27 protein-coding genes are annotated in these 26,155 nt (G+C 71.4%); 24 read left to right on the top strand and 3 right to left on the bottom strand.

The window, feature by feature from the left end:
- Nucleotides 1–25 precede the first annotated feature (25 nt).
- The 9 genes from paaA (at nucleotide 26) to ACSJDX_RS14875 (ending at nucleotide 6,624) form a co-directional block, all read left to right on the top strand.
- On the top strand, nucleotides 26–1,003 hold the full coding sequence (paaA, locus tag ACSJDX_RS14915; RefSeq protein WP_438353421.1) for a 1,2-phenylacetyl-CoA epoxidase subunit PaaA: 978 nt from the start codon (nucleotides 26–28) through the stop codon (nucleotides 1,001–1,003).
- Nucleotides 1,000–1,305, top strand: coding sequence for a 1,2-phenylacetyl-CoA epoxidase subunit PaaB (paaB, locus tag ACSJDX_RS14910; RefSeq protein ID WP_438353420.1), 306 nt, complete (start codon nucleotides 1,000–1,002; stop codon nucleotides 1,303–1,305). Before paaA ends, paaB begins: the two co-directional genes overlap by 4 nt.
- 41 nt (nucleotides 1,306–1,346) lie before the next feature.
- Nucleotides 1,347–2,162 carry a 1,2-phenylacetyl-CoA epoxidase subunit PaaC gene (gene paaC, locus ACSJDX_RS14905; RefSeq protein WP_438353419.1) on the top strand — a complete coding sequence of 272 codons (816 nt, stop codon included), beginning with the start codon at nucleotides 1,347–1,349 and terminating at the stop codon, nucleotides 2,160–2,162.
- Nucleotides 2,156–2,647: a 1,2-phenylacetyl-CoA epoxidase subunit PaaD gene (gene paaD, locus ACSJDX_RS14900; RefSeq protein WP_438353418.1), complete on the top strand. Its 492-nt coding sequence runs from the start codon at nucleotides 2,156–2,158 to the stop codon at nucleotides 2,645–2,647. Before paaC ends, paaD begins: the two co-directional genes overlap by 7 nt.
- Nucleotides 2,647–3,834, top strand: a complete 1,188-nt coding sequence (gene paaE, locus ACSJDX_RS14895; protein WP_438353417.1) for a 1,2-phenylacetyl-CoA epoxidase subunit PaaE — start codon at nucleotides 2,647–2,649, stop codon at nucleotides 3,832–3,834. Before paaD ends, paaE begins: the two co-directional genes overlap by 1 nt.
- A 9-nt stretch (nucleotides 3,835–3,843) precedes the next feature.
- Nucleotides 3,844–4,614 (top strand): enoyl-CoA hydratase/isomerase family protein, encoded by a 771-nt coding sequence (locus tag ACSJDX_RS14890; protein ID WP_438353416.1) that lies wholly within the window; start codon nucleotides 3,844–3,846, stop codon nucleotides 4,612–4,614.
- A 54-nt stretch (nucleotides 4,615–4,668) separates the two neighbouring features.
- Nucleotides 4,669–4,863, top strand: coding sequence for a hypothetical protein (locus ACSJDX_RS14885; protein ID WP_438353415.1), 195 nt, complete (start codon nucleotides 4,669–4,671; stop codon nucleotides 4,861–4,863).
- A gap of 28 nt (nucleotides 4,864–4,891) precedes the next feature.
- A complete protein-coding gene (locus tag ACSJDX_RS14880) occupies nucleotides 4,892–5,971 on the top strand; it encodes a DNA polymerase IV (RefSeq protein WP_438353414.1) in 1,080 nt (359 codons plus the stop codon).
- A 77-nt stretch (nucleotides 5,972–6,048) separates the two neighbouring features.
- Nucleotides 6,049–6,624 carry a dihydrofolate reductase family protein gene (locus tag ACSJDX_RS14875; protein ID WP_438353413.1) on the top strand — a complete coding sequence of 192 codons (576 nt, stop codon included), beginning with the start codon at nucleotides 6,049–6,051 and terminating at the stop codon, nucleotides 6,622–6,624.
- 108 nt (nucleotides 6,625–6,732) lie between these two features.
- Here ACSJDX_RS14875 and ACSJDX_RS14870 read toward each other — a convergent pair whose 3' ends face one another.
- Entirely contained in the window at nucleotides 6,733–7,587 is an 855-nt protein-coding gene (locus tag ACSJDX_RS14870; protein ID WP_438353412.1) for a hypothetical protein, read from the bottom strand.
- Between the two features lie 193 nt (nucleotides 7,588–7,780).
- On the opposite strand from ACSJDX_RS14870, the gene ACSJDX_RS14865 reads away from it, so the two are divergent.
- The 11 genes from ACSJDX_RS14865 to ACSJDX_RS14815 all read left to right on the top strand — a co-directional run bounded on the left by ACSJDX_RS14865 (nucleotide 7,781) and on the right by ACSJDX_RS14815 (nucleotide 21,170).
- Nucleotides 7,781–8,629: a transglutaminase-like domain-containing protein gene (locus ACSJDX_RS14865; RefSeq protein ID WP_438353411.1), complete on the top strand. Its 849-nt coding sequence runs from the start codon at nucleotides 7,781–7,783 to the stop codon at nucleotides 8,627–8,629.
- A 67-nt stretch (nucleotides 8,630–8,696) separates the two neighbouring features.
- Entirely contained in the window at nucleotides 8,697–10,364 is a 1,668-nt protein-coding gene (gene argS / locus ACSJDX_RS14860) for an arginine--tRNA ligase (protein WP_438353410.1), read from the top strand.
- Between the two features lie 29 nt (nucleotides 10,365–10,393).
- Nucleotides 10,394–11,221 carry an LmeA family phospholipid-binding protein gene (locus ACSJDX_RS14855; protein ID WP_438353409.1) on the top strand — a complete coding sequence of 276 codons (828 nt, stop codon included), beginning with the start codon at nucleotides 10,394–10,396 and terminating at the stop codon, nucleotides 11,219–11,221.
- A 160-nt stretch (nucleotides 11,222–11,381) separates the two neighbouring features.
- Entirely contained in the window at nucleotides 11,382–12,797 is a 1,416-nt protein-coding gene (gene lysA / locus ACSJDX_RS14850; RefSeq protein ID WP_438353408.1) for a diaminopimelate decarboxylase, read from the top strand.
- Nucleotides 12,794–14,131 (top strand): homoserine dehydrogenase, encoded by a 1,338-nt coding sequence (locus tag ACSJDX_RS14845; protein WP_438353407.1) that lies wholly within the window; start codon nucleotides 12,794–12,796, stop codon nucleotides 14,129–14,131. The genes lysA and ACSJDX_RS14845 overlap by 4 nt, the downstream gene beginning before the upstream one ends.
- Nucleotide 14,132: 1 nt before the next feature.
- Complete coding sequence (thrC, locus tag ACSJDX_RS14840; protein WP_438353406.1) at nucleotides 14,133–15,218, top strand: threonine synthase; 1,086 nt, start codon at nucleotides 14,133–14,135, stop codon at nucleotides 15,216–15,218.
- A complete protein-coding gene (gene thrB, locus ACSJDX_RS14835) occupies nucleotides 15,215–16,174 on the top strand; it encodes a homoserine kinase (RefSeq protein WP_438353405.1) in 960 nt (319 codons plus the stop codon). The genes thrC and thrB overlap by 4 nt, the downstream gene beginning before the upstream one ends.
- Before the next feature lie 179 nt (nucleotides 16,175–16,353).
- A complete protein-coding gene (rho, locus tag ACSJDX_RS14830) occupies nucleotides 16,354–18,405 on the top strand; it encodes a transcription termination factor Rho (RefSeq protein ID WP_438353404.1) in 2,052 nt (683 codons plus the stop codon).
- Nucleotides 18,406–18,454: 49 nt separating this feature from the next.
- A complete protein-coding gene (prfA, locus tag ACSJDX_RS14825) occupies nucleotides 18,455–19,528 on the top strand; it encodes a peptide chain release factor 1 (RefSeq protein ID WP_438355005.1) in 1,074 nt (357 codons plus the stop codon).
- Between the two features lie 142 nt (nucleotides 19,529–19,670).
- Nucleotides 19,671–20,639: an endonuclease domain-containing protein gene (locus ACSJDX_RS14820; protein ID WP_438353403.1), complete on the top strand. Its 969-nt coding sequence runs from the start codon at nucleotides 19,671–19,673 to the stop codon at nucleotides 20,637–20,639.
- A 135-nt stretch (nucleotides 20,640–20,774) separates the two neighbouring features.
- Nucleotides 20,775–21,170: a hypothetical protein gene (locus ACSJDX_RS14815; RefSeq protein ID WP_438353402.1), complete on the top strand. Its 396-nt coding sequence runs from the start codon at nucleotides 20,775–20,777 to the stop codon at nucleotides 21,168–21,170.
- On the opposite strand, the gene epsC is transcribed toward ACSJDX_RS14815, so the two are convergent.
- Together epsC and cysK are read right to left on the bottom strand one after the other, a co-directional pair.
- Nucleotides 21,167–21,745 (bottom strand): serine O-acetyltransferase EpsC, encoded by a 579-nt coding sequence (gene epsC / locus ACSJDX_RS14810; protein ID WP_438353401.1) that lies wholly within the window; start codon nucleotides 21,743–21,745, stop codon nucleotides 21,167–21,169. The genes ACSJDX_RS14815 and epsC overlap by 4 nt on opposite strands.
- The gene (gene cysK, locus ACSJDX_RS14805) at nucleotides 21,745–22,683 is read right to left on the bottom strand and encodes a cysteine synthase A (RefSeq protein WP_438353400.1); all 939 of its coding nucleotides are present in this window, start codon (nucleotides 22,681–22,683) and stop codon (nucleotides 21,745–21,747) included. Before cysK ends, epsC begins: the two co-directional genes overlap by 1 nt.
- 104 nt (nucleotides 22,684–22,787) lie before the next feature.
- Between cysK and prmC the strand changes: the two genes are divergently transcribed.
- The 4 genes from prmC (at nucleotide 22,788) to ACSJDX_RS14785 (ending at nucleotide 26,119) form a co-directional block, all read left to right on the top strand.
- Nucleotides 22,788–23,672, top strand: coding sequence for a peptide chain release factor N(5)-glutamine methyltransferase (gene prmC, locus ACSJDX_RS14800; RefSeq protein WP_438353399.1), 885 nt, complete (start codon nucleotides 22,788–22,790; stop codon nucleotides 23,670–23,672).
- Nucleotides 23,673–23,739: 67 nt separating this feature from the next.
- Nucleotides 23,740–24,459 carry an L-threonylcarbamoyladenylate synthase gene (locus ACSJDX_RS14795; RefSeq protein ID WP_438353398.1) on the top strand — a complete coding sequence of 240 codons (720 nt, stop codon included), beginning with the start codon at nucleotides 23,740–23,742 and terminating at the stop codon, nucleotides 24,457–24,459.
- Complete coding sequence (locus ACSJDX_RS14790) at nucleotides 24,456–25,628, top strand: MraY family glycosyltransferase (RefSeq protein ID WP_438353397.1); 1,173 nt, start codon at nucleotides 24,456–24,458, stop codon at nucleotides 25,626–25,628. The genes ACSJDX_RS14795 and ACSJDX_RS14790 overlap by 4 nt, the downstream gene beginning before the upstream one ends.
- A complete protein-coding gene (locus tag ACSJDX_RS14785) occupies nucleotides 25,625–26,119 on the top strand; it encodes a hypothetical protein (protein WP_438353396.1) in 495 nt (164 codons plus the stop codon). The genes ACSJDX_RS14790 and ACSJDX_RS14785 overlap by 4 nt, the downstream gene beginning before the upstream one ends.
- Nucleotides 26,120–26,155 lie beyond the last annotated feature (36 nt).

Here is a 26,155-nt window from a genome sequence, read left to right as displayed (position 1 = left end):
ACGTTCTGTAAATAGGGAGTCGACGATGACCGCAGCACCGGATCTCACCGCGCTCGACCCGGCCGAGGCCGAGCGGCAGGCCGAGTTCGACGCGCTGATCGACGCCGAGCAGCGCATCGAGCCGCGCGACTGGATGCCCGACGCCTATCGGCGCACGCTCATCCGCCAGATCTCGCAGCACGCGCACTCCGAGATCATCGGGATGCAGCCGGAGGGCAACTGGATCAGCCGCGCTCCGAGCCTCAAGCGCAAGGCCATCCTGATGGCCAAGGTGCAGGACGAGGCGGGGCACGGTCTCTACCTCTACTCTGCGGCGCAGACCCTCGGCATCACCCGCGACGAGATGACGCAGCAGCTCATCGACGGCAAGGCGCGGTACTCCTCGATCTTCAACTACCCGACCCCCACCTGGGCGGACATGGGCGCCATCGGGTGGCTGGTGGACGGCGCGGCGATCTGCAACCAGGTGCCGCTGTGCCGCGCGTCCTACGGTCCCTATGGTCGGGCGATGGTGCGCATCTGCAAGGAGGAGTCGTTCCACCAGCGGCAGGGCTTCGAGATCCTGCTCACCCTCATGCAGGGCACGCCCGCGCAGCGCGCGATGGCGCAGGACGCGGTCGACCGCTGGTACTGGCCGTCGCTCATGATGTTCGGCCCGCCCGACGACCAGTCGCCCAACTCCGCGCAGTCGACCGCATGGAAGATCAAACGGTTCTCCAACGACGAGCTGCGCCAGCGATTCGTCGGGATGCTGGTGCCCCAGGCGGAGGCGCTCGGAGTGACGCTCCCCGATCCCGAGCTGCGCTGGAACGACGTGGCCGGTCGCTACGACATGAGCGAGATCGACTGGACCGAGTTCTTCGAGGTTCTCGCCGGGAGGGGTCCGCTCAACGCCGAGCGCATCCGCCACCGCCGCGACGCCCACGAGGAGGGCGCGTGGGTGCGCGAGGCCGCCGCCGCCTACGCGGCGAAGCAGACTGCGAAGGCTGAGGCGGCGGCATGAGCGCACCGGGCTCCTCCGACCGCGAGACCTGGCCGCTCTACGAGGTGTTCGTACGTGCCAGCCGGGGCCTCTCGCACGTGCATGCCGGATCGCTGCACGCCCCCGACGCCGAGCTCGCGCTGCGCAACGCCCGCGACCTCTACACGCGTCGCGGCGAGGGCACATCGGTGTGGGTCGTCCCGGCGGATGCCATCACCACCAGCGACCCCGACGCGAAGGGCGCCTTCTTCGAGTCGCCGGCGGGGAAGAACTACCGGCACGCGTCGTACTACACCGCGTCCGAGGGGGTGCCGCACCTGTGATCCTTCGACACGTTCAGGGACCGGGAGCGGCTCACGGGCCCGTGGACCCCCACGGCGACGTCACCGTCGACGAGGTCGAGCTCGCGGCCGAGCTCGCCGGCGCCGAGGGACGTGCGCCGAGCGCGGACATCGCGGAGTACGCCCTGCGCCTCGGCGACGACGCCCTCATCCTCGCGCAGCAGCTGTCGGGGTGGATCGCCCGCGGGCCGGAGCTCGAGGAGGACCTCGCCCTCGCCAACATCGCCCTCGACACCCTCGGCCACGCGCGGTCGCTGCTGCGCTACGCCGGCACCTGGGATGGGCGCAGTGAGGACGACCTCGCCTACTTCCGCGACGAGCACGAGTTCCGCAGCGCCTGGCTGTTCGAACAGCCCAACGGCGACTTCGCCCAGACGATCGCGCGCCAGCTCGCGGCATCCGTCTCCCTGTTCGAGCTCTACACCGTGCTCCAGGGGTCGACGGATGCCTCGCTCGCTGCGATCGCGGCGAAAGCCGTGAAGGAGGTCGAGTACCACCGCGACCACGCCGTGCAGTGGACGCTGCGGCTGGCCGGCGGCACCGACGAGTCGCGCGCGCGGATGATCCGCTCCGTGGGAGACGTCTGGCCCTATGTCGACGAGCTGTTCCGCGACGACGACCTCATCGACCGCCTCGAGGGAGTGGTCCCGCGGCCGTCGTCGCTGCGCCCGGCGTTCGATGCGGTGATCGCGGCGGTCTTCGCCGAGGCCGAGCTCGTCGTCCCCGATGTGCCGGCCTCCTCGGGCGGAGGGCGCCGTGGGGCGCACTTCCCGACGCTCGGCTACATCCTGGCCGAGATGCAGTCGCTCGCGCGCCGACACCCGGGGGCGACGTGGTGACCCGGGCGGGTGCTGCGCGGCGCGCGTGGGAGATCGCCGCCACCGTGTGCGATCCGGAGGTGCCGGTGCTGACCATCGAGGACCTCGGGATCCTGCGCGACGTCACCGTGGAGCGCGGCCGGGTGGCCGTCACCATCACGCCGACCTACTCCGGATGCCCCGCGATGGCGACCATCCGCGACGACCTCACCCTCGCCCTCACCGCTGCGGGATTCGACGAGGTCGACGTCCGCACGACCCTCGTGCCCGCGTGGACGACCGACTGGATGAGCGAGGACGGCAGGCGCAAGCTCACCGCCTACGGCATCGCTCCGCCGACGGGCGTCCGTCCTGCAGGTCCCCTCCGCATCGCGCTCGCGGTGCGCTGCCCGCGGTGCGGCTCGCTCGACACCCGAGAGGTCTCGCGGTTCGGCTCCACCTCGTGCAAGGCGCTCTACGAGTGCCGCGCGTGCCTCGAGCCCTTCGACTCCTTCAAGGTGCACTGATGGCCGCGACGAACATCGGCCGCCCCCCGGCATCCGAGGCCGTGGCCGACGCGCTTCTGCACAGTGTCGTCGGCGGAACATCGGCCGTCGGCGGGCGTCCGGCGCCCGGACGCGCCCGCTTCCACGCGCTCACCGTCGCGGAGGTGCGCCCGCTCACCGCGGACTCGGTCGAGGTGACCTTCGCGGTGCCGGAGGAGCTCCGCGACGACTACCACTACCTGCCCGGCCAGTACGTCGCGCTGCGCACACGACTCGACGGCTCCGACATCCGTCGCTCGTACTCGCTGTGCCGCCCGCCGGCCGGCGACTCGATCAGCGTCGCGATCAAGCGCGACGCCGGCGGGCAGTTCTCCACCTGGGCGCACACCGAGCTCCACCCCGGGACGGCGCTGGAGGTGATGAGCCCGCAGGGCACGTTCACCTCGAGCCTGGCCGCCCTCGACGGCGCGCACGTCGCGGCGGTCGCGGCGGGCTCCGGCATCACGCCCGTCATGGCCCTCGCCGCCACGGTGCTGGCCCGCTCGGCCGACGCGCGCTTCACCCTCGTGTACACGAACCGCTCGACGCTCGACGTGATGTTCCTCGACGAGCTCTCCGACCTGAAGGACCGCTACCCGACCCGCTTCGCGGTGCACCACGTGCTCTCCCGCGAGCAGCGTTCCGCCCCGGTGCTGTCCGGCCGTATCGACGCGGAGAAGCTGCGCACCATCCTCGACCTCCTCGTCCTTCCCGAGACCGTCGACGAGTGGTTCCTGTGCGGTCCGCTCGACCTCGTGCAGCTGTGCCGCGAGACCCTCGCCGACATCGGCGTCGGCCGCGAGCACGTGCGCTACGAGCTGTTCACGACCGGCGACGCCCCGCGACGCGATGTCCGCCGCCCGGTGACGGCGCGTGCCGACGAAGCGGTGCTCACGATCGACTTCACGCTCGACGGACAGTCCGCGAGCGTCGTCAGTCCGGTCAGCGCGCGGGAGTCGATCCTGGATGCCGCGCTGCGCGTGCGCCCGGACGTGCCGTTCGCCTGCGCGGGCGGCGTGTGCGGTACGTGTCGCGCGCGGCTCGTGTCGGGCTCGGTGACGATGACCGAGAACTACGCCCTCGAACCTGACGAGCTCGACCGCGGCTACGTGCTCACCTGCCAGTCGCACCCGACCTCCGACGCCGTGCGCGTCGACTACGACGTCTAGGAGCATTCCGTGATCGATCTGCACCTCGACGGAGATCTCGCCACCGTCACCCTCGACGACCCCGCCAAGCTCAACGCGCTCGACGAGCAGGCGGTGCGCGATCTCGGCGCGGCCTACGACGAGGCCGCGCGCGCGGGTGTGCGGGCGCTCGTTCTGTCGGGGGAGGGCCGCGCGTTCTGCGCCGGACGCGACATCGCGGCCGTCGATCCCCGCGACGACGATGTGATGGGGTACCTCGACGCCCTCGTCACGCCCGTGCTGAAGCGGATGGCAGCCTTCCCGGCGCCCACCTTCGCCGCCGCGCACGGCGCCTGCCTCGGAGTGGGGCTCGGGCTGCTCATCGCCACCGACGTCGTCTACGTCGCCGACACCGCGAAGATCGGTTCGCCTTTCGCGGCGCTCGGGGCGACGCTCGACTCCGGGGGTCACGCCCTCTTCGTCGAGCGGCTCGGCGCGCACCGCACCCTCGACCTCGTCTACACCGGGCGGCTTCTGTCCGGTGCCGAGGCGGTCGCGGCGGGCCTGTTCTCACAGGTGTTCCCCGCCGACGAGGTGCTCGCGCGCACGACGGATGCCGCGTCCCGCGCCGCGACCGGAGCGACCGCCGCATTCGTGGCGAGCAAGCGGCTCGTCGCACAGCTGCGCGACGAGCGGCTCGGACTGTGGGCCTCCATGGCCGCCGAGAACGCCGCGCAGGCCGCCCTGTGCGACACGGACGACTACCGCGAGGGGTTCGCCGCCTTCCAGTCCAAGCGCCCGCCCGTCTTCCACGGTCGCTGATCCGCCGGTGTCAAGGGGCTCACGGGGACACGCACGGCGGCGGATGCTGGACCCATGAGCGACCCCCAGACCCCCACCGAGCCCGACGAGACCCCCCAGCCCGACGCGCTCGAAGAGCCCAGCACGGAGAAGAACCCCGACGAGGAGCCCGAGGCGCCCGCGGGCGACGACCCGGAGCCCGATCACGAGGCGTACGGCATCGGCATCCCCGGCCGCCCGCAGACCGACACCGAGGCATCCGCTCGCTGACGTCGCAGGCCCGCGGCAGACTGGGCGCATGAGCGACGACCCGCGCCCCTGGGTGCTGCACGTCGACCTCGACCAGTTCATCGCCGCCGTCGAGGTGCTGCGGCATCCCGAGCTCGCCGGCAAGCCCGTCATCGTCGGCGGACGCGGCGACCCGACCGAACGCGCCGTCGTCTCGACGGCGTCGTACGAGGCGCGCGCCTTCGGGGTGGGATCGGGCATGCCGCTGCGCATCGCCGCGCGCAAGATCCCCGACGCGACCATCCTGCCCGTCGACCACGCCGCATACGGGGCCGCCTCCGACGAGGTGATGGCGACCCTGCGCGCGCAGCCCGGCGCGGTCGTGCAGGTGCTCGGGTGGGACGAGGCGTTCGTGGGGATCACGACCGGCGACCCCGAAGCCTACGCGGCAGGCATCCGCTCGGCCGTCCTCGAGCGCACCCGGCTGCACTGCTCGGTCGGCATCGGCGACACGCTCGTGCGCGCCAAGATCGCCACCGGGTTCGGCAAGCCCCAGGGCGTCTACCGGCTGACCGCCGACAACTGGACCGAGGTGATGGGGGAGCGGCCCACGATCGACCTGTGGGGCGTCGGCACCAAGGTGTCGCGCAGACTCGACTCGCTGGGCGTCCGCACGGTGTCGGAGCTCGCCGCCGCCGACGAGCGGGCGCTGGTCGCCGAGTTCGGTCCGAAGATGGGCCTGTGGTATCGCGAGCTCGGCCGCGGCGAGGGGTCCGCGATCGTCGACGACACCCCGTGGGTCGCCCGCGGGCACTCCCGCGAGACCACCTACCAGCAGAACCTCGACACCCGCGCCGAGGTCGACACGGCGGTGGCCGCCCTGCTCGACGCGGTGCTCGCCGATGTCGTCGCCGAGGGACGGCCCGTGATCGGCCTCACGCTCAAGGTGCGATACGCGCCGTTCCAGACGAAGGTCTTCACCAGACGACTCGCGGCGACCTCGGAGCGAGCGGTCATCGCGGCGAAGCTCTCGGAGCTCGTTGCCCGCATGGAGCCCGATCGAGCGGTCCGCCTGCTCGGCGTGCGGGCCGAGATGACCATGCCCGACGACGCGCGGGACGGGCACACGCCCACCCGCGGCGGGTGGTGAGCGGTCCCTAGAGTGGAGCGCGACACAGACGTTCCGGATGCCGGAGCCCCGGCATCCCCCATCGGAAGGCACCGCTCGTGACGCGCGAACTGATCTGGACCGGATTCATGTCGGTCGACGGCATCGTCGACTCGCCCGGAGGCACCCAGGAGGGGCATCCCGCCGGAGGCTGGGTCTTCCGCACCCCGTTCGTGCCGGAGGCCTACGCCCTCAAGGGCGAGGAGCTCGCCGAGACGACCGCGCTGATGTTCGGCGGGCGCAGCTACGCGGCGTTCGCGTCGGTGTGGCCGGGGTCGGCCGACCACGTGTCGTACCGCGACCTGCCGAAGTACGTCGTGTCGACGTCCCTCGACGAGAGCGCGCTGGTCGACGGCTGGGGCGAGCAGACCATCCTGCGCTCCACCGACGACGTCGCCGCGCTGAAGCGGACCGAGGGCGGCGCGATCTTCATCCACGGCAGCGCCGAGCTCGCCCGTCGCCTGGCCGATGCCGACCTCGTCGACCGCTACAACGTGCTGGTCTTCCCGGTTCTGCTGGGCGCCGGCAAGAGCGCCTTTCCTCGCGACCTGAGCGGCGAGCGTCGCCTGGTGCTGCGCGAGAGCGAGACCTACGCGAACGGCGTGATCAAGGCCGTCTACGACCTGCAGCGCTGATCGCCCGTCGATCGCCCCTCACGACGACGCGGCGGGCGACCGGGGGAGTCGCCCGCCGCGCGGGGTGGATCCGGCCGGCGTGGGGTTCGGCGCGGATCGGGGGAGGTGTCAGCCGATCGGCGTGGGGTTCACCGGGTTCGGCGGCACCGGAAGGGAGCCCTGGATGCGGTTCTGCGCCTGGCACTGGCTGGTGCAGTTGGTCGCGCCCTGCGACAGCTCGATCGCGTCCTCGCCGAGCACTCCGCCCATGCGCCCCCCGGACTGCACGATCCACTTCGTGACGGTTGCCGTCTGGAGGGTCTTGGTCGCGACCTGCGGGCTGTCCTTGCCCAGCAGCATCTGGTGGGCGCCCGAACCGCTCGGAACGGCGTTCACGCCGTCGCCGAAGTTGATCTTGCCCGTGAACGAGTTCACGAAGTAGAAGATGCCCGGGGCGAGCGTGTGGGTGAACTCGACCGGTCCGGCGAACTCGGTCTCCATCTGGAAGATGCCGCCCTGCGCGCCGTCCTTCGCCTGCACCTTGTACTTGCCCAGCGACGTCTGGAAGATCACGACGAGCGTGTCGTCGCGGAGGTCGAGCCTGCTGATCGTCGCGCCGGCGATCTGGGCCGGGGTGAGGGTCGGGACCTTCGAGGCGAAGATGACGGTGGGCTTGGTGACCATCCGGAGCGCGTCGGGCGCACCGGTGAGCGTGTAGTCGTAGACACCGAGCGTCGCCGGGTCGATGTCGAAGCCGACGTTGACTCCGCGCACGGAGATCCTGCCGGTCGGGGTGATCCCCGAGAGCTTCACGTCCTTGCCCGGAGCGGGGTTGTACGTGGTTCCGTTGACGGTGACGGCGAAGTCGCCGCCGGAGGCGGCGGTCTTCGCCTGAGCGGGGGCGGCGAACGCGAGCGAGCCGATGACGACGGCCGCGGCGACGACTGCTGCGCGGGCCGCCCAGCGGGTGGGGAGAGCGGACATGGGAGCCTTTCGAGGAGGAGGGCACCCGCGGAGTCCCGGGGTGCGGATTCCAGGATCGGCGGATGCCGCGGGCACCCTCAATCGGACCTTGGTACTAGTACCGGTCGGCGCCGGGTTCGCGGAGGAACGGACTCCGCCGGCACTCTCGCGCACGCCGTACCGAGCCGTTCTCCGGGCGTGCGAGGATACTCCGGTGCAACGCGTCGTGACCGCCGAGATGGACCTCGAACTGGGGGCATCCGTCGCTCTCATCTTCTCGATCGCGACCGCGCAGCCGGTCCCGCTGTCGAGCGAGATCCTGACCTTCACGCAGGGCGACCGGGAGTACACCCCGACCGAGATCGTCGACCAGTCGGGAAGCCGACTGCACAGCCTCACCGGCGAGCCCGGACCGCTGCACGTGCGGTATCGCGCCACCGTCGACGGACTCGCCGCGAGCACGCGCACGAGCGACCTCGAGGCCATCACCTACCTGCGCCCGAGCCGCTACAGCCAGTCCGACGAGGTGTTCGCGCAGGCCCGCCGCCAGTTCCGCGGACTGGCCGGGCACGACCTCATCACGGCGGTGTCGGAGTTCGTCTCCTCCAGCGTCACCTACACCCCCGGGCTGAGCCTCGGCACCGACAGCGCCGTCACGACGCTCATGACCGGGCAGGGCGTCTGCCGCGACTACGCCCACCTGGTGATCGCGCTCCTGCGCGCGATGGACATGCCCGCACGCTACGCCGCCTGCTACGCCCCGGGACTCGAGCCGATGGACTTCCACGCGGTCGCGGAGGCCTATCACGACGGCGCCTGGTACGTCATCGACGCCACGCGCCTGTCCGACCGTCGCAGCCTCGTACGCATCGCGACCGGCCGCGACGCCGCCGACTGCGCGTTCCTCAGCTACCACGGCGGCTACGTCGGCCTGGACCGGCTCCACGTCGACGCCTGGGTCGAGTCGGATGCCGCGTCCCCCGACGTGCTCGTCGACGACCCCCTCCTCCGCGGCGACCGCGGCCTCGTCGACGACCACGAAGCCCTCGTCCAGATCGCCTGACCGCCGGCATCCGATCGCCCTCCTGTCGAGGAAGGGCCCAGCCGGCTCGAACTAGACTGATCCGGCCATGGATCCCGAAGCTCTCTCCGCCGCCCTGCTCGCCGTCGTAGCCCCGCTCGCGGAGGCGCGACGCGAAGGATCCAGTGTCGGACTGACCTCCGCCGACGTCGTGCTGGACCGTCCCAAGAACCGCGACCACGGCGACTGGGCGTCCAACGCCGCACTCAAGCTCGCCAAGGCCCTCGGCGCGAACCCGCGGGAGTTCGCCGCCGAGATCGCCGCCGGCCTCGCCGACGTCGAGGGCGTCGCGAGCGTCGAGGTCGCCGGTCCGGGCTTCATCAACATCCGGCTGGATGCCGCGGCCGCCGGATCGCTCGCGAAGACGATCGTCGAGGCGGGAGCCGCCTTCGGATCCAACGACTCGCAGCGCGGCAACTCGATCAACCTCGAGTTCGTCAGCGCCAACCCGACCGGCCCGCTGCACATCGGCCACACCCGCTGGGCGGCGCTCGGGGACTCGATCGCGCGCCTGCTCCAGGCCAGCGGCGCCACCGTCGCGCGGGAGTTCTACATCAACGACGCCGGCGCGCAGATGGAGCGGTTCGGCCGCTCGGTCGTCGCCGCGATGAACGACGAGCCCACGCCCGACGACGGCTACGGCGGCGCGTACATCCAGACGCTCGCGGCGCGCGTGATCGCCGAGCAGCCCGACGTGCTCGCGCAGGACCGCGCGGAGCAGGTCGCGGTGGCCACCGAGCTGGCGTACCGCTTCCAGCTCGCCGAGCTGCAGGCATCCCTCGTCGCGTTCAACGTGAACTTCGACGTGTGGTTCTCCGAGCGCGTGCTGCATGCAACGGGCGAGGACGGTGCGCCGAGCCTCGTCGACGAGGCCGTCGACCGGCTGCGCGCGCAGGGACACGTGTTCGATCAGGACGACGCCGTCTGGGTACGCACGACCGACTTCGGCGACGACAAGGACCGCGTTATCCGCCGCTCCAACGGCGAGTACACCTACTTCGCCGCCGACGCCGCCTACTACCTCAACAAGGGCGACCGCGGCTTCGCGCACAAGATCTACCTGCTCGGCGCCGACCACCACGGCTACGTGCACCGGCTGAAGGCGCTCGCCGGCGCGGCGGGCGACGACCCCGACAAGGACATCGAGGTGCTCATCGGGCAGCTCGTGTCGGTCAACGGCGCGCGCCTCAGCAAGCGTGCCGGCAACATCATCGAGATGGACGACCTGCGCGAGTGGCTCGGCACCGACGCGCTGCGCTACTCGCTCGGGCGCTACCCCGCCGACTCGCCGCTGACCCTCGACCCCGAGCTGCTGCGCAAGCGCACGAACGACAACCCCGTCTTCTACGTGCAGTACGCGCACGCCCGCACCCACAACGTCGGCCGCAACGCCGAGGCATCCGGGGTCGACCGCTCCGCGTTCGCGCCCGAGCTGCTGACCCATGAGACCGAGTCGGCGCTGCTGGGCGCCCTGCAGGAGTTCCCGCGCATCGTGGCGTTCGCCGCCGAGGTGCGCGAGCCGCACCGCGTCGCGCGCTACCTCGAGGAGCTCGCCGGGCTCTACCACCGCTGGTACGACAACTGCCGTGTCATCCCGCTCGGCGACGAGCCGGTCGAGGACGTGCACCGCACGCGCCTGTGGCTCAACGACGCCACCGGCCAGGTCCTGCGCAACGGCCTCGATCTGCTCGGCGTGAGCGCGCCCGAGCGCATGTGACCGGCGCGAACCCGTCCGATCGGAGACGCATGAGCGACACGCAGCCGACCCGTCCGCTTCCGGACCCGGCCATGGAGTGGGTGCTGTCCCTGCCCGAGGCGCCGAAGCGGCGTCGACGGGTGTGGCCGTGGATCGTGACCCTGGCCATCGTGGCAGGCCTCGCGCTGGCGGCGTGGTTCGGCGGCGAGGCGATCGCGCGCCAGCTGATCAGCAACACCATCCGGGATCAGGTCGTCACGCGCCTCGCGCTGCCGGCCGATCAGAAGGTCGACGTGTCGATCGACGGCGCCGTGCTGCCGCAGCTGCTCGGCGGGAGCTTCCACGATGTGGCGGTGTCCTCGCCCGATGTCACGATCGGTCCGGTCACCGGCGACGTCACGGTGCGCGCGCAGGACATCAGCATCGCGGATGCCTCGGCCCGCGCCGTGCACGCGATCGCGACCCTCGATCAGGCGCAGACCCAGGCGCTGCTGTCGACGATCGAGGGGTTCCCCGCCTCGACCGTCGCCCTCGCCCAGCCCGACGTGACGGTCACCACCGATCTGCAGGTGTTCGGCGCGAGCATCCCCGTGGGCGCCTCGCTGACGCCGAGCGCGTCGACCGGATCGCTCGTCCTCACTCCGACGGCGCTGCAGCTCGCAGGTGCGGCCGTGACCGCCGACGAGCTGCGGAGCCGGTTCGGCGCGCTGGCCGACGTCGTGGTCCGCGACTGGAGCATCTGCCTCGCGCAGCAGCTGCCGGCCGCGGTGAGTCTGACCGACGTGGCCGTGCAGGGCGTCACCCTCGTCGCGGGGTTCGACGTGAACCCTGCGGTCCTCACCGATCCGACGCTGCGCGCGCCCGGAACCTGCGCCTGATCGGCGCGAGGTGACCCGCGCCGACGCACGGCGGGCCGAGGTATCCGGTTGCCCTAGACTTCAGGGAATGCCCGGCGCGTGAGGTCGACCGGTCGCGGCAGCCGGCCGCACCGGGCCCGCCCGGGACGCGCCCCCACGAACTCACCGATTGGTCCACCCCGTGTCCGCGTCCTCCGCTCCGCCGGTTCCCGACTGGCTCCGCGTCCCCGCCGACGCGAACGACCTCGTGACGTCGGTCTGGCCCGCCACCGCCGAGCGCGACGATCACGGCGTGCTGCGCATCGCGGGGGTGGGCGCCGATCGGCTGCGCGACACGTTCGGCACTCCGCTCTACGTGCTCGACGAGGACGAGGTGCGCGCGCACGCCCGGCGCACGCTCGCCGCGTTCCGCGCGGCCACCGCGGCCCGGGGCGTGCAGGCCCGGGTGTACTACGCCGGCAAGGCCTTCCTCTCGACCGAGGTGGTGCGCTGGGTCACCGAAGAGGGCCTGGCGGTCGACGTCTGCAGCGGCGGGGAGCTGGCCGTCGCGCTCGCCGCCGGTGCCGATCCCGCGCGCCTGGGATTCCACGGCAACAACAAGTCGGTCGCCGAACTCGACCGCGCCGTGCAGATCGGCATCGGCTCGATCGTGCTCGACAGCTGGATCGAGCTCGAGCGCCTTTCGGCGATCGCGCACCGTCGCGGCGTCGTGCAGCCGGTGCTCGTGCGGGTCAACAGCGGCGTGCACGCCGAGACCCACGACTTCCTCGCCACCGCCCACGAGGACCAGAAGTTCGGGTTCACGCTGGCCGAGGCGCCCGCCGTCGTCGCCCGCATCCGCGAGCTCGACTCGCTCGCGTTCGTCGGCCTGCACTGCCACATCGGCTCGCAGATCTTCGGGACGGCCGGCTTCCAGGAGTCGGCGTCGCGCCTGGTCGACGTGCACGCCGAGCTGCTCGCCGGCGGCGACGTGCCCGTGCTCAACCTCGGCGGCGGGTTCGGCATCGCCTACACGCGGGTCGACGACCCGACGCCTATCGAGGAGCTCGCCGAGGGGATCGTCGAGGCCGTCGCGCGCGAGTGCGAGGTGCGCGGCATCCCGATCCCGAACCTCGCCTTCGAGCCGGGGCGCTCCATCATCGGGCAGGCCGGCGTCACGCTCTACGAGGTGGGCACGGTCAAGCCGGTCCGCGTCTCGGACGACCTCGAGCGCGTCTACGTCAGCGTCGACGGGGGCATGAGCGACAACGCCCGCCCCGCCCTCTACGGCGCGCAGTACTCCGCCCGGCTCGCCTCTCGCGTGAGCGACGCGGATGCGGCGCTCACCCGCGTCGTCGGCCTCCACTGCGAATCCGGCGACGTCGTCGTCGACGCGGAGTACCTCCCCGGCGACGTCGCCCCCGGCGACCTGATCGCGGTGCCCGCGACGGGCGCCTACTGCTTCGCACTGTCCAGCAACTACAACTACGTGCCGCGGCCCCCGGTCGTGGCCGTGCGCGACGGGGAGGCGCGGATCATCGTGCGCGGTGAGACCGTCTCCGACCTGCTCGCGCGCGACGCCGGCATGCCGCCGGCCGACGAGGAAGGCACTGCATGATCGACTACCGCCGCCTGCGCGTGGCCCTGCTGGGCGCGGGAGCCGTCGGCTCCCAGGTCGCCTCCCTCCTCCTGCGCCACGGCGACGAGCTCGCCGATCGGGCCGGCGCCGCGCTCGAGCTCGTCGGCATCGCCGTGCGCGACCTCGACGCACCGCGCGACACCGACCTCCCGCGCGAGCTGTTCACCACCGACGCCGAGTCGCTCATCCTCGGCGCCGACATCGTGATCGAGCTGATGGGCGGCATCGAGCCGGCCCGCACCTACCTCCTGCAGGCGATCAATTCGGGCGCCGACGTCGTCACCGCCAACAAGGCGCTTCTGGCCACGCACGGCTCGGAGATCTTCGACGCGGCCGATCAGGTCGGGGCGCAGGTCTATTACGAGGCGGCCGCGGCCGGCGCCATCCCGATCATCCGCCCGCTGCGCGACTCGCTCGCCGGCGACCGTGTGCAGCGAATCATGGGCATCGTCAACGGCACCACGAACTACATCCTCGACCGGATGGACACCGAGGGGGCCGAGCTGGTCGACGTGCTGACCGAGGCCCAAGCGCTCGGCTACGCCGAGTCCGACCCGACCGCCGACGTCGAGGGCTACGACGCGGCGCAGAAGGCCGCGATCCTCGCCAGCCTCGCCTTCCACACCGCGGTGCCGCTGTCGGCGGTGCATCGCGAGGGCATCATGACGATCGACAAGACGATGATCGACGCGGCCCGCCACGCCGGCTACGTCATCAAGCTGCTGGCCGTGTGCGAGCGACTGCAGGAGCAGACGGATGCCGCGGCATCCGTCTCCCCGGGAGAGTCGATCTCGGTGCGCGTGTACCCCGCGCTGGTGCCGCGCACGCACCCGCTGGCGAGCGTTCACGGCGCGAACAACGCCGTGTTCGTGCAGGCCGAGGCCGCCGGCAATCTGATGTTCTACGGCGCCGGCGCCGGCGGCGTGCAGACCGCCTCGGCCGTCCTCGGCGACGTGGTCTCGGCCGCCCGCCGTCACATCGCCGGGGGAGTGGGCGTGGGGGAGTCGACCCTCGCGAACCTGCCCGTCGTGCCCATCGGCCGCGTCACGACGCGCTATCAGATCACGCTCGAGGTCGACGACCGCCCCGGCGTGCTGGCGACGGTGGCCGGCATCCTCAGCGACGGCCGCGTCTCGATCGCGACCATGGAGCAGACGCTCGAACAGACCCTCGAGGGGGGCGCCGACACCGCCCGCCTCGTCATCGGCACCCACAAGGCCCGGGAGCAGGACCTCAGCGAGACCGTGGAGCGGCTCGCCGCCAGCGGCGTCGTCGAGCGCGTCGCCTCCGTCCTGCGAGTAGAAGGAGACTGACATGGCACACCTCTGGCGCGGAGTCCTCCGCGAGTACGCGGACCGGCTGGGTGTCACCGACGCCTCGACCGTCGTCACCCTGGGGGAGGGCGGCACGCCGCTGCTCCCGGCTCCGTCCCTGTCGCGTCGCACCGGCGCCGACGTGTGGGTGAAGTTCGAGGGCATGAACCCCACCGGCTCCTTCAAGGACCGCGGGATGACGGTGGCGCTCTCGCGCGCCGTCGAGCACGGAGCGAAGGCCGTCATCTGCGCCTCCACCGGCAACACGTCGGCATCCGCCGCCGCGTACGCGGCGCACGCGGGCATCACCGCCGCGGTGCTCGTGCCGGAGGGCAAGATCGCGATGGGCAAGCTCAGCCAGGCGGTGGCCCACAACGGCCGCCTCATCCAGATCCGCGGCAACTTCGACGACTGCCTCGAGATCGCCCGCGAGCTCGCCGAGCACTACCCGGTGCACCTGGTCAACTCCGTCAACCCCGACCGCATCGAGGGGCAGAAGACGGCGGCGTACGAGGTCGTCGAGGTGCTCGGCGACGCGCCCGACTTCCACTTCATCCCCGTCGGCAACGCCGGAAACTACACCGCCTACTCGCGCGGCTACCGCGAAGAGTCCGAGCGCGGTGCCGCCACCCGCGTTCCGCGCATGTTCGGCTTCCAGGCCGAGGGCTCCGCGCCGCTCGTGCGCGGCGAGGTCGTGAAGAACCCCGAGACGGTCGCCAGCGCCATCCGGATCGGGAACCCGGCCTCCTGGGAGCTCGCCCTCGAAGCGCGCGACGCGACCGACGGCTACTTCGGGGCGATCGACGACGAGCGCATCCTCGCCGCCCAGAAGCTGCTCTCCTCCGAGGTGGGCATCTTCGTCGAACCGGCGTCGGCGATCAGCGTCGCCGGCCTCCTCGACCGCGCCGAGGCGGGCATCGTCCCCGCGGGCGCGCGCGTCGTGCTGACCGTCACCGGTCACGGTCTCAAAGACCCGCAGTGGGCGCTGCGCAACGCGGACGGCTCGCAGGTCGAGCCGACGGTCGTCGACGCCACCACGTCGGAGGTGGCATCCGTTCTCGGTCTCGCGCCGGAGGCGACCGAGTGAGCGCAGCCGTCCCCTCGGTCGGTGAGGCCCTCGACGGGCGCACCGTGCTGGTGCGGGTGCCGGCCACCAGCGCCAATCTCGGCCCCGGCTTCGACACCCTGGGGCTCGCCCTCAGCGTCTACGACGAGCTGACCGTCACGGCGCTGCCGGCCGGCGAGCTCGAGATCGTCGTGCGCGGAGAGGGCGCGGCAGAGGTGCCGAGGGATGCCTCGCACCTCGTCGTCCGGGCGATCGCCCACGCCTACGCCTCGGTCGGGCGAGACATGCCCGGGCTGCGCCTCGAGGCGCACAACGTCATCCCGCACGGGCGCGGACTGGGTTCGTCGGGCGCCGCGGTCGTCGCGGGGCTGCTCGCCGCCAAAGGTCTGCTCGAGGGCGACGTGGAACTCGGGGCCGAGACGCTGCTGCGCCTGGCCACCGAACTGGAGGGCCACCCCGACAACGTCGCCCCCGGCCTGTTCGGCGGACTCACGATCGCGTGGATGGACGAGACCGGGCCGCAGCACAAGAAGCTGCTCGTGCACCGCGGCGTCTCGCCGCTCGTGTTCGTGCCCGAGTTCACGATGTCCACGAGTGTGGCGCGCAGTCTGCAGCCGCTGCAGGTGCCGCGCGAGGACGCGGTGTTCAACGTCTCCCGCTCGGCACTCCTGATCGCCGCGCTCACCCAGAGCCCCGAGCTGCTGCTGGCCGCGACCGAGGACAAGCTGCACCAGAACTACCGTGCGCAGGCCATGCTCGAGACCGACAAGCTGGTGCGTGCGCTGCGCGAGGAGGGGTTCGCGGCGGTGGTGTCCGGAGCCGGTCCCAGCGTGCTCGTGCTTGCTGACGGACCCGGCCGCCGTCTCGAGGCCGCCGAGCTCGCCCGCCGCGTCACCGACACGGCGTGGGAGGCCCACATGCTGGCCGTCGACTTCAAGGGTGGTACAGTGAGGGAGTACGCGGAGGGTTCCACGTAAGTCGTGAATCTGGCCTCCGTCGCAATTCTGCGAAAGCACCGCACGTCCCCACTCCGCTGACGATCTCCGAGCGGCCTACCGGCCCGTGAGCCTCCGTCGAAGTCGTCGTGGGCAGGATTCCGTCTGGCACGGAGCGCCGTGCGGTCGTGCACATCCACTCGTTTGACAAGGGAGAACTCGTGGAGTCCATCTCCGAGATCCACAGCACCGACACGCCCGCCGAGGAGCGCGTCGACGCGTTCGATGCCGCCGAGAGCGTCGTCGAGACCACCGAGCAGCCCGCCGAGGCGGCTGCCGACCAGCCCGTCGAAGACGCGGCCCCGGTCGAGGAAGAATCGCCGGCCGAGCAGGACGCTCCGGCCGAGGCCCCCGCCGAGCAGCCCGCGCAGGATGCGGCCCCGGCCGAGGACCCGACGCCGGCCGACGTGCCCGTCGAAGCGGTCGCCGATGCACCCATCCCAGATGCACCCGTCGCCGAGGTGCCCGTCGAGGAGGCGCCGGTCGCGCCCGTCAAGGCGCCGCGCAAGCGCGCCCCGCGCCGCGCCAAGAGCACCGACGTGCCGGCCGAGCCCGCCGCCGACGCACCCGCCGCCGAGGCGACGCCGGTCAAGTCGGCCGCCGAGGCATCCGCCGCCGCTCCGGCCGAGGCGCCCGCGGTCGAGGCCGCCGACACGTCCGCGACCGACTCCGGCGCAGAGGCCGCGACCGCCGAGTCCGGCGCGCCGGCCGACGACGCCGCGACCGCGACCCCCGCCACGGGCGAGGGCGACGCCGCCGCCGAGGCAGAGGCATCCGAGTCGTCCTCCAGCCGCAGCCGGAGCCGCAACCGCAGCCGCAGCCGCAGCCGCGGCGGCAATGCCCAGAACGGTCAGAACGGCGGAGCGCAGCAGCAGAACGGCCAGAACGCCGGAGCGCAGCAGGGCCAGAACGCCCAGAACGCGGCGCAGTCCGACGATGACGAGCAGCCGAACAACCCCCGCGGCCGCCAGCAGCGCAACACCAAGCGCCGCGGCACGCAGAACGGCAACGGCGACGAGTTCGAGACCGAGATCACCGAGGACGACGTCCTCATCCCGATCGCCGGCATCCTCGACGTTCTCGACAACTACGCGTTCGTGCGCACGTCGGGCTACCTGCCGGGCACGAGCGACGTCTACGTCTCGCTCGGCCAGGTCAAGAAGTACAACCTCCGCAAGGGCGATGCCGTCGTGGGCGCCATCAAGCAGCCGCGCGAGGGCGAGCAGTCGACCCGCCAGAAGTACAACGCGCTGGTGAAGGTCGACTCGGTCAACGGCCTGTCGACCGAGGATGCCGCGAACCGCGTCGAGTTCGGCAAGCTCACGCCGCTCTACCCGCAGGACCGCCTGCGTCTGGAGACCGCGCCCGAGAAGCTGACGCAGCGCATCATCGACCTCGTCGCCCCGATCGGCAAGGGCCAGCGTGGCCTCATCGTCGCACCGCCCAAGGCCGGCAAGACGATCGTGCTGCAGCAGATCGCCAACGCCATCGCGACGAACAACCCCGAGGTGCACCTCATGGTCGTGCTCGTGGACGAGCGTCCCGAAGAGGTCACCGACATGCAGCGGACCGTGAAGGGCGAGGTCATCGCCTCGACGTTCGACCGTCCCGCCGAAGACCACACCACCGTGGCCGAGCTCGCCATCGAGCGCGCCAAGCGGCTGGTCGAGCTCGGCCGCGACGTCGTCGTGCTGCTCGACTCGATCACGCGCCTCGGCCGCGCCTACAACATCTCGGCGCCCACCTCGGGCCGTGTGCTCACCGGCGGCGTCGACGCCTCGGCGCTGTACCCGCCCAAGCGCTTCTTCGGCGCCGCGCGCAACATCGAGAACGGCGGATCGCTCACGATCCTCGCCACGGCGCTCGTGGAGACCGGGTCCAAGATGGACGAGGTCATCTTCGAGGAGTTCAAGGGCACGGGCAACAGCGAGCTGCGCCTGTCGCGTCAGCTCGCCGACAAGCGCATCTTCCCGGCCGTCGACGTCAACGCGTCGAGCACCCGCCGCGAAGAGATGCTGCTGTCGGCCGACGAGGTCAAGATCACGTGGAAGCTGCGTCGCGCCCTCGCCGGACTCGACCCGCAGCAGGCCCTCGAGGTCGTGCTCGGCAAGCTCAAGGAGACCTCCTCGAACGTCGAGTTCCTCGTGCAGATGCAGAAGTCGATCCCCACGCCCACCGGCCGCAGCCACGGGCACGAGAACGACATCCGCTGAGCCTGTCGAAGCGTGACTCGTGCCTTCTGAATCCGTCGAAGGGTCGGGCATCTTCGCATCGGTCCGCGGGCTGCTCGACGAGCACAGGGCGATCGAGCAGGAGCTGAACGATCCGGCGCTGCATGCCGATGCCGGCCGCGCGAAGCGCGTCAACCGGCGGTACGCCGAGCTGAACCGCATCGTGCATGCCCACGACGCGTGGCGTGAGGCATCCGACGATCTGGATGCCGCGCGCGAGCTCGCCCGGGAGGACGAGGCGTTCGCGGAGGAGATCCCGGCGCTGGAGACCCGGTTCGCCGAGACCCAGGAGAAGCTGCGGCGCCTGCTCATCCCGCGCGACCCCGACGACGCCCGCGACGTCATCATGGAGATCAAGGGGGGCGAGGGCGGCGCGGAGAGTGCGCTGTTCGCCGCCGACCTGCTGCGCATGTACCTGCAGTTCGCCGCGGCGAAGGGGTGGAAGACCGAGCTCCTCGAGCGCACCGAGTCCGACCTCGGCGGCTACAAGGACGTGCAGGTCGCGATCAAGGGCTCCTCGTCCGACCCCGCCCAGGGCGTGTGGGCGCACTTGAAGTACGAGGGCGGCGTGCACCGTGTGCAGCGGGTCCCCGCGACCGAGTCGCAGGGGCGCATCCACACCTCCACGACGGGCGTGCTGGTCTTCCCCGAGGTCGATGAGCCCGAAGAGGTGCAGATCGACCCGAACGACCTGAAGATCGACGTGTTCCGCTCCTCGGGACCCGGCGGGCAGTCGGTGAACACGACCGACTCCGCGGTGCGCATCACGCATCTCCCGACGGGCATCGTCGTGTCGATGCAGAACGAGAAGTCGCAGCTGCAGAACCGCGAGGCCGGGATGCGCGTGCTCCGCGCCCGCATCCTCGCCAAGCAGCAGGAGGAGCTGGATGTCGCGGCATCCGATGCCCGCCGGTCGCAGATCCGAGGGATGGACCGCTCCGAGCGCATCCGCACCTACAACTTCCCCGAGAACCGCATCGCCGACCACCGCACCGGCTACAAGGCGTACAACCTCGACCAGGTGATGGACGGCGCGCTCGATCCCCTCATCGAATCGGCGATCACCGCCGACGAGGAAGCCCGGCTCGCCGCCCTCGCCGAGTAGCGCGTCGCGGGACTGCTCACCTGACGCAACACGCCCTGCGCGTACGTCGTGGAGGGCGTGTTGCGTCTGGTGAGCAGCCCGTCGCCTCCTCCACCGGTGGAGAACGAAGAATGTCGGATGGCGGGGCTGACAGTGTGCGGGGATGGCTCGCGACCTCCTGCCGCCCGATCTGGGTGACGTCTTCTCCGTCCGGAGCGCCCGGGAGGCGGGAGTCTCACCGAAGCGACTGCGAGGGAGCGACCTCGACCGGCCGTTCCATGGGGTGCGCGCCCTTCCTGCAGTCCCCGATGTGGACGAACTCACCGCCGGCGCCGCACAACGACGGGACATCGTGCGCGCGATGGAGCAGTATGCCGAACGGATGGCACCCGACGAGTTCTTCGCCGGGTCGTCTGCCGCGATCGTCTGGGGTGCGCCGCTCCCGCTGCTCCCGGACGCTCAGCCGCATGTCGCGCTCCTCGCGCCGCGACGTCTGGTGCGCACGGAGGGCGTGCATGCGCACGAAGCCCGGCCCCATCTCGTCCAGGTGGTCACTCACGCCGAGACGGGATGGCGGATGACGACACCCGCCTCGACCTGGGCCACCGTGGCCGCCGAGCTGTGGAACTCCTACGACCTCGTGGCGGTCGGCGATCACCTGGTCCGAGTTCCCCGGATGCCCGGCGGATTCCACAAGCAGCTCGACCCGCCTCTCACCACGCTCGAGGCGCTCGAGGCCACCGTGTTCGCCGGCCGGCGGATCGGGCGACCGCGCATGCGCGAAGCCCTGCCCCGCGTGCGAACCGCTGCGGCATCCCGGCCCGAAACATGGATGCGACTGCTCGTGGTCGATTCGGGCCTCCCCGAACCCGAGCTCGACCACGACGTCTACGACGACCACGGTGCGTTCGTGGGATGCGTCGACGGCGCCTACCCGCGGCGCAGGGTCGCGCTCGAGTACGAGGGGGATCACCACCGCGTGGATGTCGATACGTGGAATCGGGACATCCGCAAGCACGACGCCCTCGCGGCACTGGGCTGGCGCGTGATCCGAGTGACGAAGGCGGACGTGTTCCAAGACTCCCGGCCGTTCCTGGCCCGCCTGCGCTCGGCCCTGATCTCCTCAGCGTGAGCCCGCGCACCATTCATCGGACCGCTCACCCGACGCAACACGCCCTCGTGCGCAGCCGAAAAGGGCGTGTCGCGTCAGGTGAGCAGTCTGGGGAGGGAGCGCGAGGGAGGGGATGCTGGGCGCTACGCTGGCGGCGTGATCACGTTCCTTCTCCGCGCGGGCATCTTCCTCGTGTCCGCGGCGCTCGGGTTGATCGTCGCCTCGTTCGTGGTCACGGCCTTCCACATCTCGTGGGGCGACTGGTGGGGCTTCGTGCTCGCGATCGTGCTCTTCGCGATCGTGCAGAGCATCATCGCGCCCCTGGCCACGCGCGTGGCGAAGAAGCGCGCACCGATCCTGCTCGGCGGCGTCGGCATCCTCGCCACGTTCGTCTCGATCGCGGTCGTGGTGCTCATCCCGCGTGCGGGCATCGGCATCTCCACTCCCGGCGGGTGGCTTCTCGCACCGCTGGTGGTGTGGCTCGTCTCGGCGCTGGTGACGTGGGGCCTGTCGACCCTGCTGCTGAGCCGCCAGACCGAGGCGAAGAACTAGATCGAGTACTCGGGCGCCGTCAGCAGCGCGCGGGTGTCGAGGCTCTCGGGGCGTGTGCGCGGCTTCGCGGGAACCCCGACGAGCACGCTGCCCTCGGGGGCATCCTTCGTCACCACGGCGTTCGCGCCGATGACGCAGTCGGCCCCGATCACGACGGGGCCGAGCACCTTCGCGCCGGCGCCCACCGCGACCCGGTCGCCGAGGGTCGGATGCCGCTTCCCGCCCTCGCGCTGACGTCCGCCCAGCGTCACCCCGTGGTACAGCATGACGTCGTCGCCGACCTCTGCGGTCTCGCCGATGACGACACCCATGCCGTGGTCGATGAAGAAGCGACGCCCGATGACCGCGCCGGGGTGGATCTCGATCCCGGTGGTCCAGCGCGTGAGCTGCGACCCGAGGCGCGCGACGAAGCGGAACCCCCGGATCCACAGCGCATGCCACACCCGGTGCGCCCAGATGGCGTGCAGGCCCGGGTAGAGCAGGGCGATCTCCAGGCCGCCGCGGGCGGCGGGATCGCGCAGGCGCGCGGCGGTGATGTCCTCTCGGATGCGCGACCAGGCGCGACGCAGCACCATCACTCGTCGCGCAGGTGCTCGTAGAGCGCCGTGGAGAGATAGCGCTCGCCGAACGACGGGATGATCACGACGATGTTCTTGCCGGCCGCTTCGGGGCGTTTGCCGATCTCGAGTGCCGCCCAGATCGCGGCGCCCGACGACATCCCGACCAGGATGCCGTCCTTGGTCGCGGTGTCACGGGCGAGGCGGATCGCATCGTCGAACTCGACGTCGATCACCTCGTCGAGCACGCCGCGGTCGAGGATCTCCGGCACGAAGTTGGGGCCGATGCCCTGGATCTTGTGAGGGCCCGGCCGTCCCTCGGTGAGGATGGGGGAGTCCTTCGGCTCCACCGCCACGATCTTCACGCCGGGCACGCGCTCCTTCAGCACCTGGCCGACGCCGGTGATCGTGCCGGCGGTGCCGATGCCGGCGACGAAGTAGTCGACCGCGCCGTCGGTGTCGCGCAGGATCTCCTCGGCGGTGGTGCGGCGGTGGATCTCGGGGTTCGCCTCGTTCTCGAACTGCCGGGTCCAGACGGCGCCGGGGGTCTCGGCGACGATGCGCTGCGCCTCCTCGACCGCGAACGACATGCCCTTGGTCGGATCGGTCAGCACGAGCTCGGCGCCGAAGGCTTTGAGCAGCAGACGGCGCTCCTTCGACATCGACGCGGGCATCGTCAGGATCACGCGGTAGCCGCGCGCCGCACCCACCATCGCCAGGGCGATGCCGGTGTTGCCGCTGGTGGACTCCACGAGCGTGCCGCCCGGCTTCAGTTCGCCGGATGCCTCGGCCGCGTCGACGATCGCGATGCCCAGGCGGTCCTTGACGCTGCCCGCGGGGTTGTAGAACTCCAGCTTGGCGAGGATGTTGGCGCCGGAACCCTCGGCGACGCGGTTCAGGCGCACGAGCGGCGTGTCGCCGAATGCGGTGGTGATGTCGGGGTGGATCCCGGGCATGACGGGCCTTTCGCGAGTCGGTCGGACGACGATTCCAGCCTAGGGGAGCCGGCGCGGGGGTCGGCCGATTGTGACCCGGAGACGGCCATAGGCTGGACGGACCCATGCCTTCCGACTCCGCCCCCGCCCCCGCGCGCGTGTCCGAGCTCGTCCGTGACGCCGCCGAGCGTCTCGCGCGCGCCGGCGTCGCCGACCCGCAGGTCGACGCCGAGCTCCTCGCGGCGCACGTGGCGGGCGTGCCGCGCGGAGCGGTGCAGGCGGCCGCGATCCGCGGAGACGAGTGGGATGCCGCATCCGCCGCCGCTCTGGACGCCCTCGTCGAGCGTCGCGCCGCTCGCGAGCCGCTGCAGCACCTCACCGGTCTGGCCCCGTTCCGCCACCTCGAGCTGGCCGTCGGACCCGGGGTGTTCGTTCCGCGCCCCGAGACCGAGATGGTCGCCCAGCTCGCCATCGACGCGCTCCGCGCCGCGGCTTCCCCGTCTCCCGTCGCCGTCGATCTCGGCACCGGGAGCGGGGCGATCGCGCTCGCGCTGGCAACCGAGGTGCCGCACGGCCGGGTGTACGCCGCCGAGAACTCGGTCGACGCGTTCGCGTGGACCACGCAGAACTTCGCCCGCATCGGCGCCGGCAACGCGCACCTGACGTTCATCGACCTCGCCGATGCCTTCCCCGACCTCGACGGAACGGTGTCGGTGGTGGTGTCCAACCCGCCGTACGTCCCGGATGCCGCGATCCCCCGGGATCCCGAGGTGCGCCTCTTCGACCCGCCGGCGGCCCTGTACGGGGGAGCGGACGGGCTCGACGTGGTGCGCGTGGTGAGCCGCGTCGCCCTGCGCCTGGCCCACCCCGGCGGCACCGTCGTGATCGAGCACGGCGAGTGGCAGGGGGAGCAGATCCGGGCGATCCTCGCGGCCGACGGCTGGCGCGCTCCCGCGACCCACCCCGACCTCACGATGCGCGACCGCGCGACCACCGGCATCCGGCCCTGATCCGTCATCCGGCGCGTCGCCGCCTCGGGCGGGTTCGCGGGGGAGCCCCCCGTAGAATGGGCGGGCCATGTCCTCCCTCTTCGACACCCGCGACGAGGCGCAGCTGCTTCCCGCGATGCGCCAGGCGCGTCAGGCGATCGGGCGGGGCGATCTCGTGGTGCTGCCCACCGACACGGTGTACGGCGTCGCCGCCGACGCGTTCAACGCCCGCGCCGTGCAGGCGCTGCTGGATGCCAAGGGTCGGGGGCGGCAGTCGCCGCCGCCCGTGCTCGTGGCGGGCGTCACCACGCTGCGGGCTCTCGTAGCCGAGGTGCCCGAGCCCGTCGAGCGTCTGGTGGAGGCGTTCTGGCCCGGCGGGCTGACGATCGTGCTGCCCGCGCAGCCGTCGCTGTCGTGGGATCTCGGCGAGACGCGCGGCACGGTGGCCGTGCGCATGCCCGACCACCGGCTCGCGCTCGAGCTGCTCGAAGACACCGGACCCCTCGCGGTCTCCAGCGCCAACCTCACCGGGCAGGCCGCCGCCGTGCGCGCGATCGACGCGCGCGACATGCTCGGCGACAGCGTCGCGGTCTACCTCGACGGCGGACCGTCCAGCCGTGGCATCGCCTCGACGATCATTGATGCGACGAGCCTCGTCGGTGCGGCCGAGGAGCCCCTCGTGCGCGTGCTGCGCGAAGGGGCGATCGATCTCTCCGCCCTCCGCGGTGTGCTCGGCGACCTGCTCGAGCCCGACCCGGAGCGCACCGGAGCGCGCGCGCCGAGCGTCGCGGAGGACCCGCCCGCGTGAAGCAGTACGTCTTCACCATCATCCTCACCGCGGCGATCACCCTGGCGTTGTCCTGGGCGGTCTGGCAGCTGAGTCTGAAGTTCAAGCTGTACCCCGGAATCCGCGAACGCGACGTCCACAAAACGCCCACGCCGCGCCTCGGCGGGATCGCGATGTTCCTGGGCGTCTGCGCCGCGTTCGCCGTCTCGGCGCACAACCCCTTCTTCTCGATCTTCTGGATCGACCCGAAACCCGTGCTCGCCGTGCTCGCCGCGACGCTCATCATCGTGCTCATCGGCGTCGCCGACGACCTGTGGGATCTCGACTGGATGATCAAACTCGGCGCCCAGTTCCTGGCCGCCGGCGTGATCGCGTGGTTCGGCGAGCTGCAGATCTACACGCTCCCGATCGGCGGTCTCACCGTGCCGCCGTGGGTGAGCTTCACGCTCACGGTGTTCTCGATCGTCGTGGTGATGAACGCGGTCAACTTCATCGACGGGCTCGACGGGCTCGTCGGCGGCGTCTGCCTCATCGCCAACGTCATCTTCTTCGCATACTCCTACATCCTGGTGCGCGACATCGGTGCGAACTCGTTCTTCAACCTCGCCTCGTTCATCGCCGCCGTGCTGATCGGCGCCTGCTTCGGCTTCCTCCCGCTGAACTGGAGCCCCGCGAAGCTGTTCATGGGCGACTCCGGCGCGCTCATGCTCGGACTCCTGATGGCGGTCTCGGCGATCGCGATCACCGGCACCCTCGAACCCGCCGTGCTCGACCCCAGCCAGTTCGGCCGCTCCCAGCTGCTCGGTGCCTTCATCCCGATCGTGCTGCCGATCGTGGTCGTGCTGCTGCCCCTGCTCGACTTCGGGCTGGCCGTGGTGCGACGCATGAGCGCCGGCAAATCGCCGTTCTCGCCCGACCGCAAGCACCTGCACCACCGCATGCTCGACATGGGGCACACCGATCGCGACGCCGTGCTGATCTTCTACGCGTGGACCGCCGTGGTCGGTCTCGCCGTGCTGCTGATGTACATCGGCACCCGGGAGGACTGGCCCGGCCAGTACCTCCTCGGCGTCGCCTTCGGCGTCGTCGGCGTCGCCGCGTGCCTCGCCGTCACCCTGCTCCCGTCCCGGCGCCGGCCGCGCCGCCCCCCGTCCTTCGCCGTCCCCCCGCCTCAGGAGGCCCCGCAATGAGCCCCAGTCCCGTCTCCAGCACCCCGGTGCTGCGCACCGCCCTCGTCTGGTCGGCGATCGTCACCGGAGTCCTCGCCGTCGTCGGCGCCGTCGCCGGACTCCTCGTCGGAGGCGCCGACGGCCTGTGGAGCGCCCTCGTCGGGGTGCTCGTGGCCGCCGTCTTCCTCGCCATCACCGGCGCCAGCATCCTGATCGCCAACCGCTGGTACGGCCAGCCGCTGTACGTGCCGCTGTTCTTCGGCATCGTGCTGGGCGGATGGATCCTGAAGTTCGTCGTGTTCATCGTGGCGCTGCTCGTGCTGCGCGGCCAGCCCTGGATCCAGCCGACGGTGTTCTTCGTCGCGGTCGTGGTGTCGGTCCTCGCCGCCCTCGCGGTGGACGTCGTGGTGCTGCTGAAGCTGCGCGTACCGACGGTCAGCGACACGACCCTCCCCGGTGTCGTGCCCGAGGACACCGCGATATCTCGACGTCGAGACATCGACGACGCCTGAGCGCACGTCCGGGTCCCGCGAGTTTGGTAGGGTGGG

This window comes from Microbacterium fluminis (assembly GCF_051549805.1).
Lineage (GTDB): Bacteria > Actinomycetota > Actinomycetes > Actinomycetales > Microbacteriaceae > Microbacterium.
This window is presented reverse-complemented; position numbering and strand designations above follow the sequence as displayed.

Coding starts and splice junctions, on each gene's coding strand:
- thrC (WP_438353406.1), top strand. CDS start 14,133: ATGGCACACCTCTGGCGCGGAGTCCTCCGCGAGTACGCGGACCGGCTG.
- ACSJDX_RS14845 (WP_438353407.1), top strand. CDS start 12,794: ATGATCGACTACCGCCGCCTGCGCGTGGCCCTGCTGGGCGCGGGAGCC.
- ACSJDX_RS14885 (WP_438353415.1), top strand. CDS start 4,669: ATGAGCGACCCCCAGACCCCCACCGAGCCCGACGAGACCCCCCAGCCC.
- ACSJDX_RS14795 (WP_438353398.1), top strand. CDS start 23,740: ATGTCCTCCCTCTTCGACACCCGCGACGAGGCGCAGCTGCTTCCCGCG.
- epsC (WP_438353401.1), bottom strand. CDS start 21,745: ATGGTGCTGCGTCGCGCCTGGTCGCGCATCCGAGAGGACATCACCGCC.
- ACSJDX_RS14880 (WP_438353414.1), top strand. CDS start 4,892: ATGAGCGACGACCCGCGCCCCTGGGTGCTGCACGTCGACCTCGACCAG.
- paaE (WP_438353417.1), top strand. CDS start 2,647: ATGGCCGCGACGAACATCGGCCGCCCCCCGGCATCCGAGGCCGTGGCC.
- ACSJDX_RS14785 (WP_438353396.1), top strand. CDS start 25,625: ATGAGCCCCAGTCCCGTCTCCAGCACCCCGGTGCTGCGCACCGCCCTC.
- ACSJDX_RS14855 (WP_438353409.1), top strand. CDS start 10,394: ATGAGCGACACGCAGCCGACCCGTCCGCTTCCGGACCCGGCCATGGAG.
- argS (WP_438353410.1), top strand. CDS start 8,697: ATGGATCCCGAAGCTCTCTCCGCCGCCCTGCTCGCCGTCGTAGCCCCG.
- ACSJDX_RS14820 (WP_438353403.1), top strand. CDS start 19,671: ATGGCTCGCGACCTCCTGCCGCCCGATCTGGGTGACGTCTTCTCCGTC.
- paaA (WP_438353421.1), top strand. CDS start 26: ATGACCGCAGCACCGGATCTCACCGCGCTCGACCCGGCCGAGGCCGAG.
- cysK (WP_438353400.1), bottom strand. CDS start 22,683: ATGCCCGGGATCCACCCCGACATCACCACCGCATTCGGCGACACGCCG.
- ACSJDX_RS14870 (WP_438353412.1), bottom strand. CDS start 7,587: ATGTCCGCTCTCCCCACCCGCTGGGCGGCCCGCGCAGCAGTCGTCGCC.
- prmC (WP_438353399.1), top strand. CDS start 22,788: ATGCCTTCCGACTCCGCCCCCGCCCCCGCGCGCGTGTCCGAGCTCGTC.
- paaB (WP_438353420.1), top strand. CDS start 1,000: ATGAGCGCACCGGGCTCCTCCGACCGCGAGACCTGGCCGCTCTACGAG.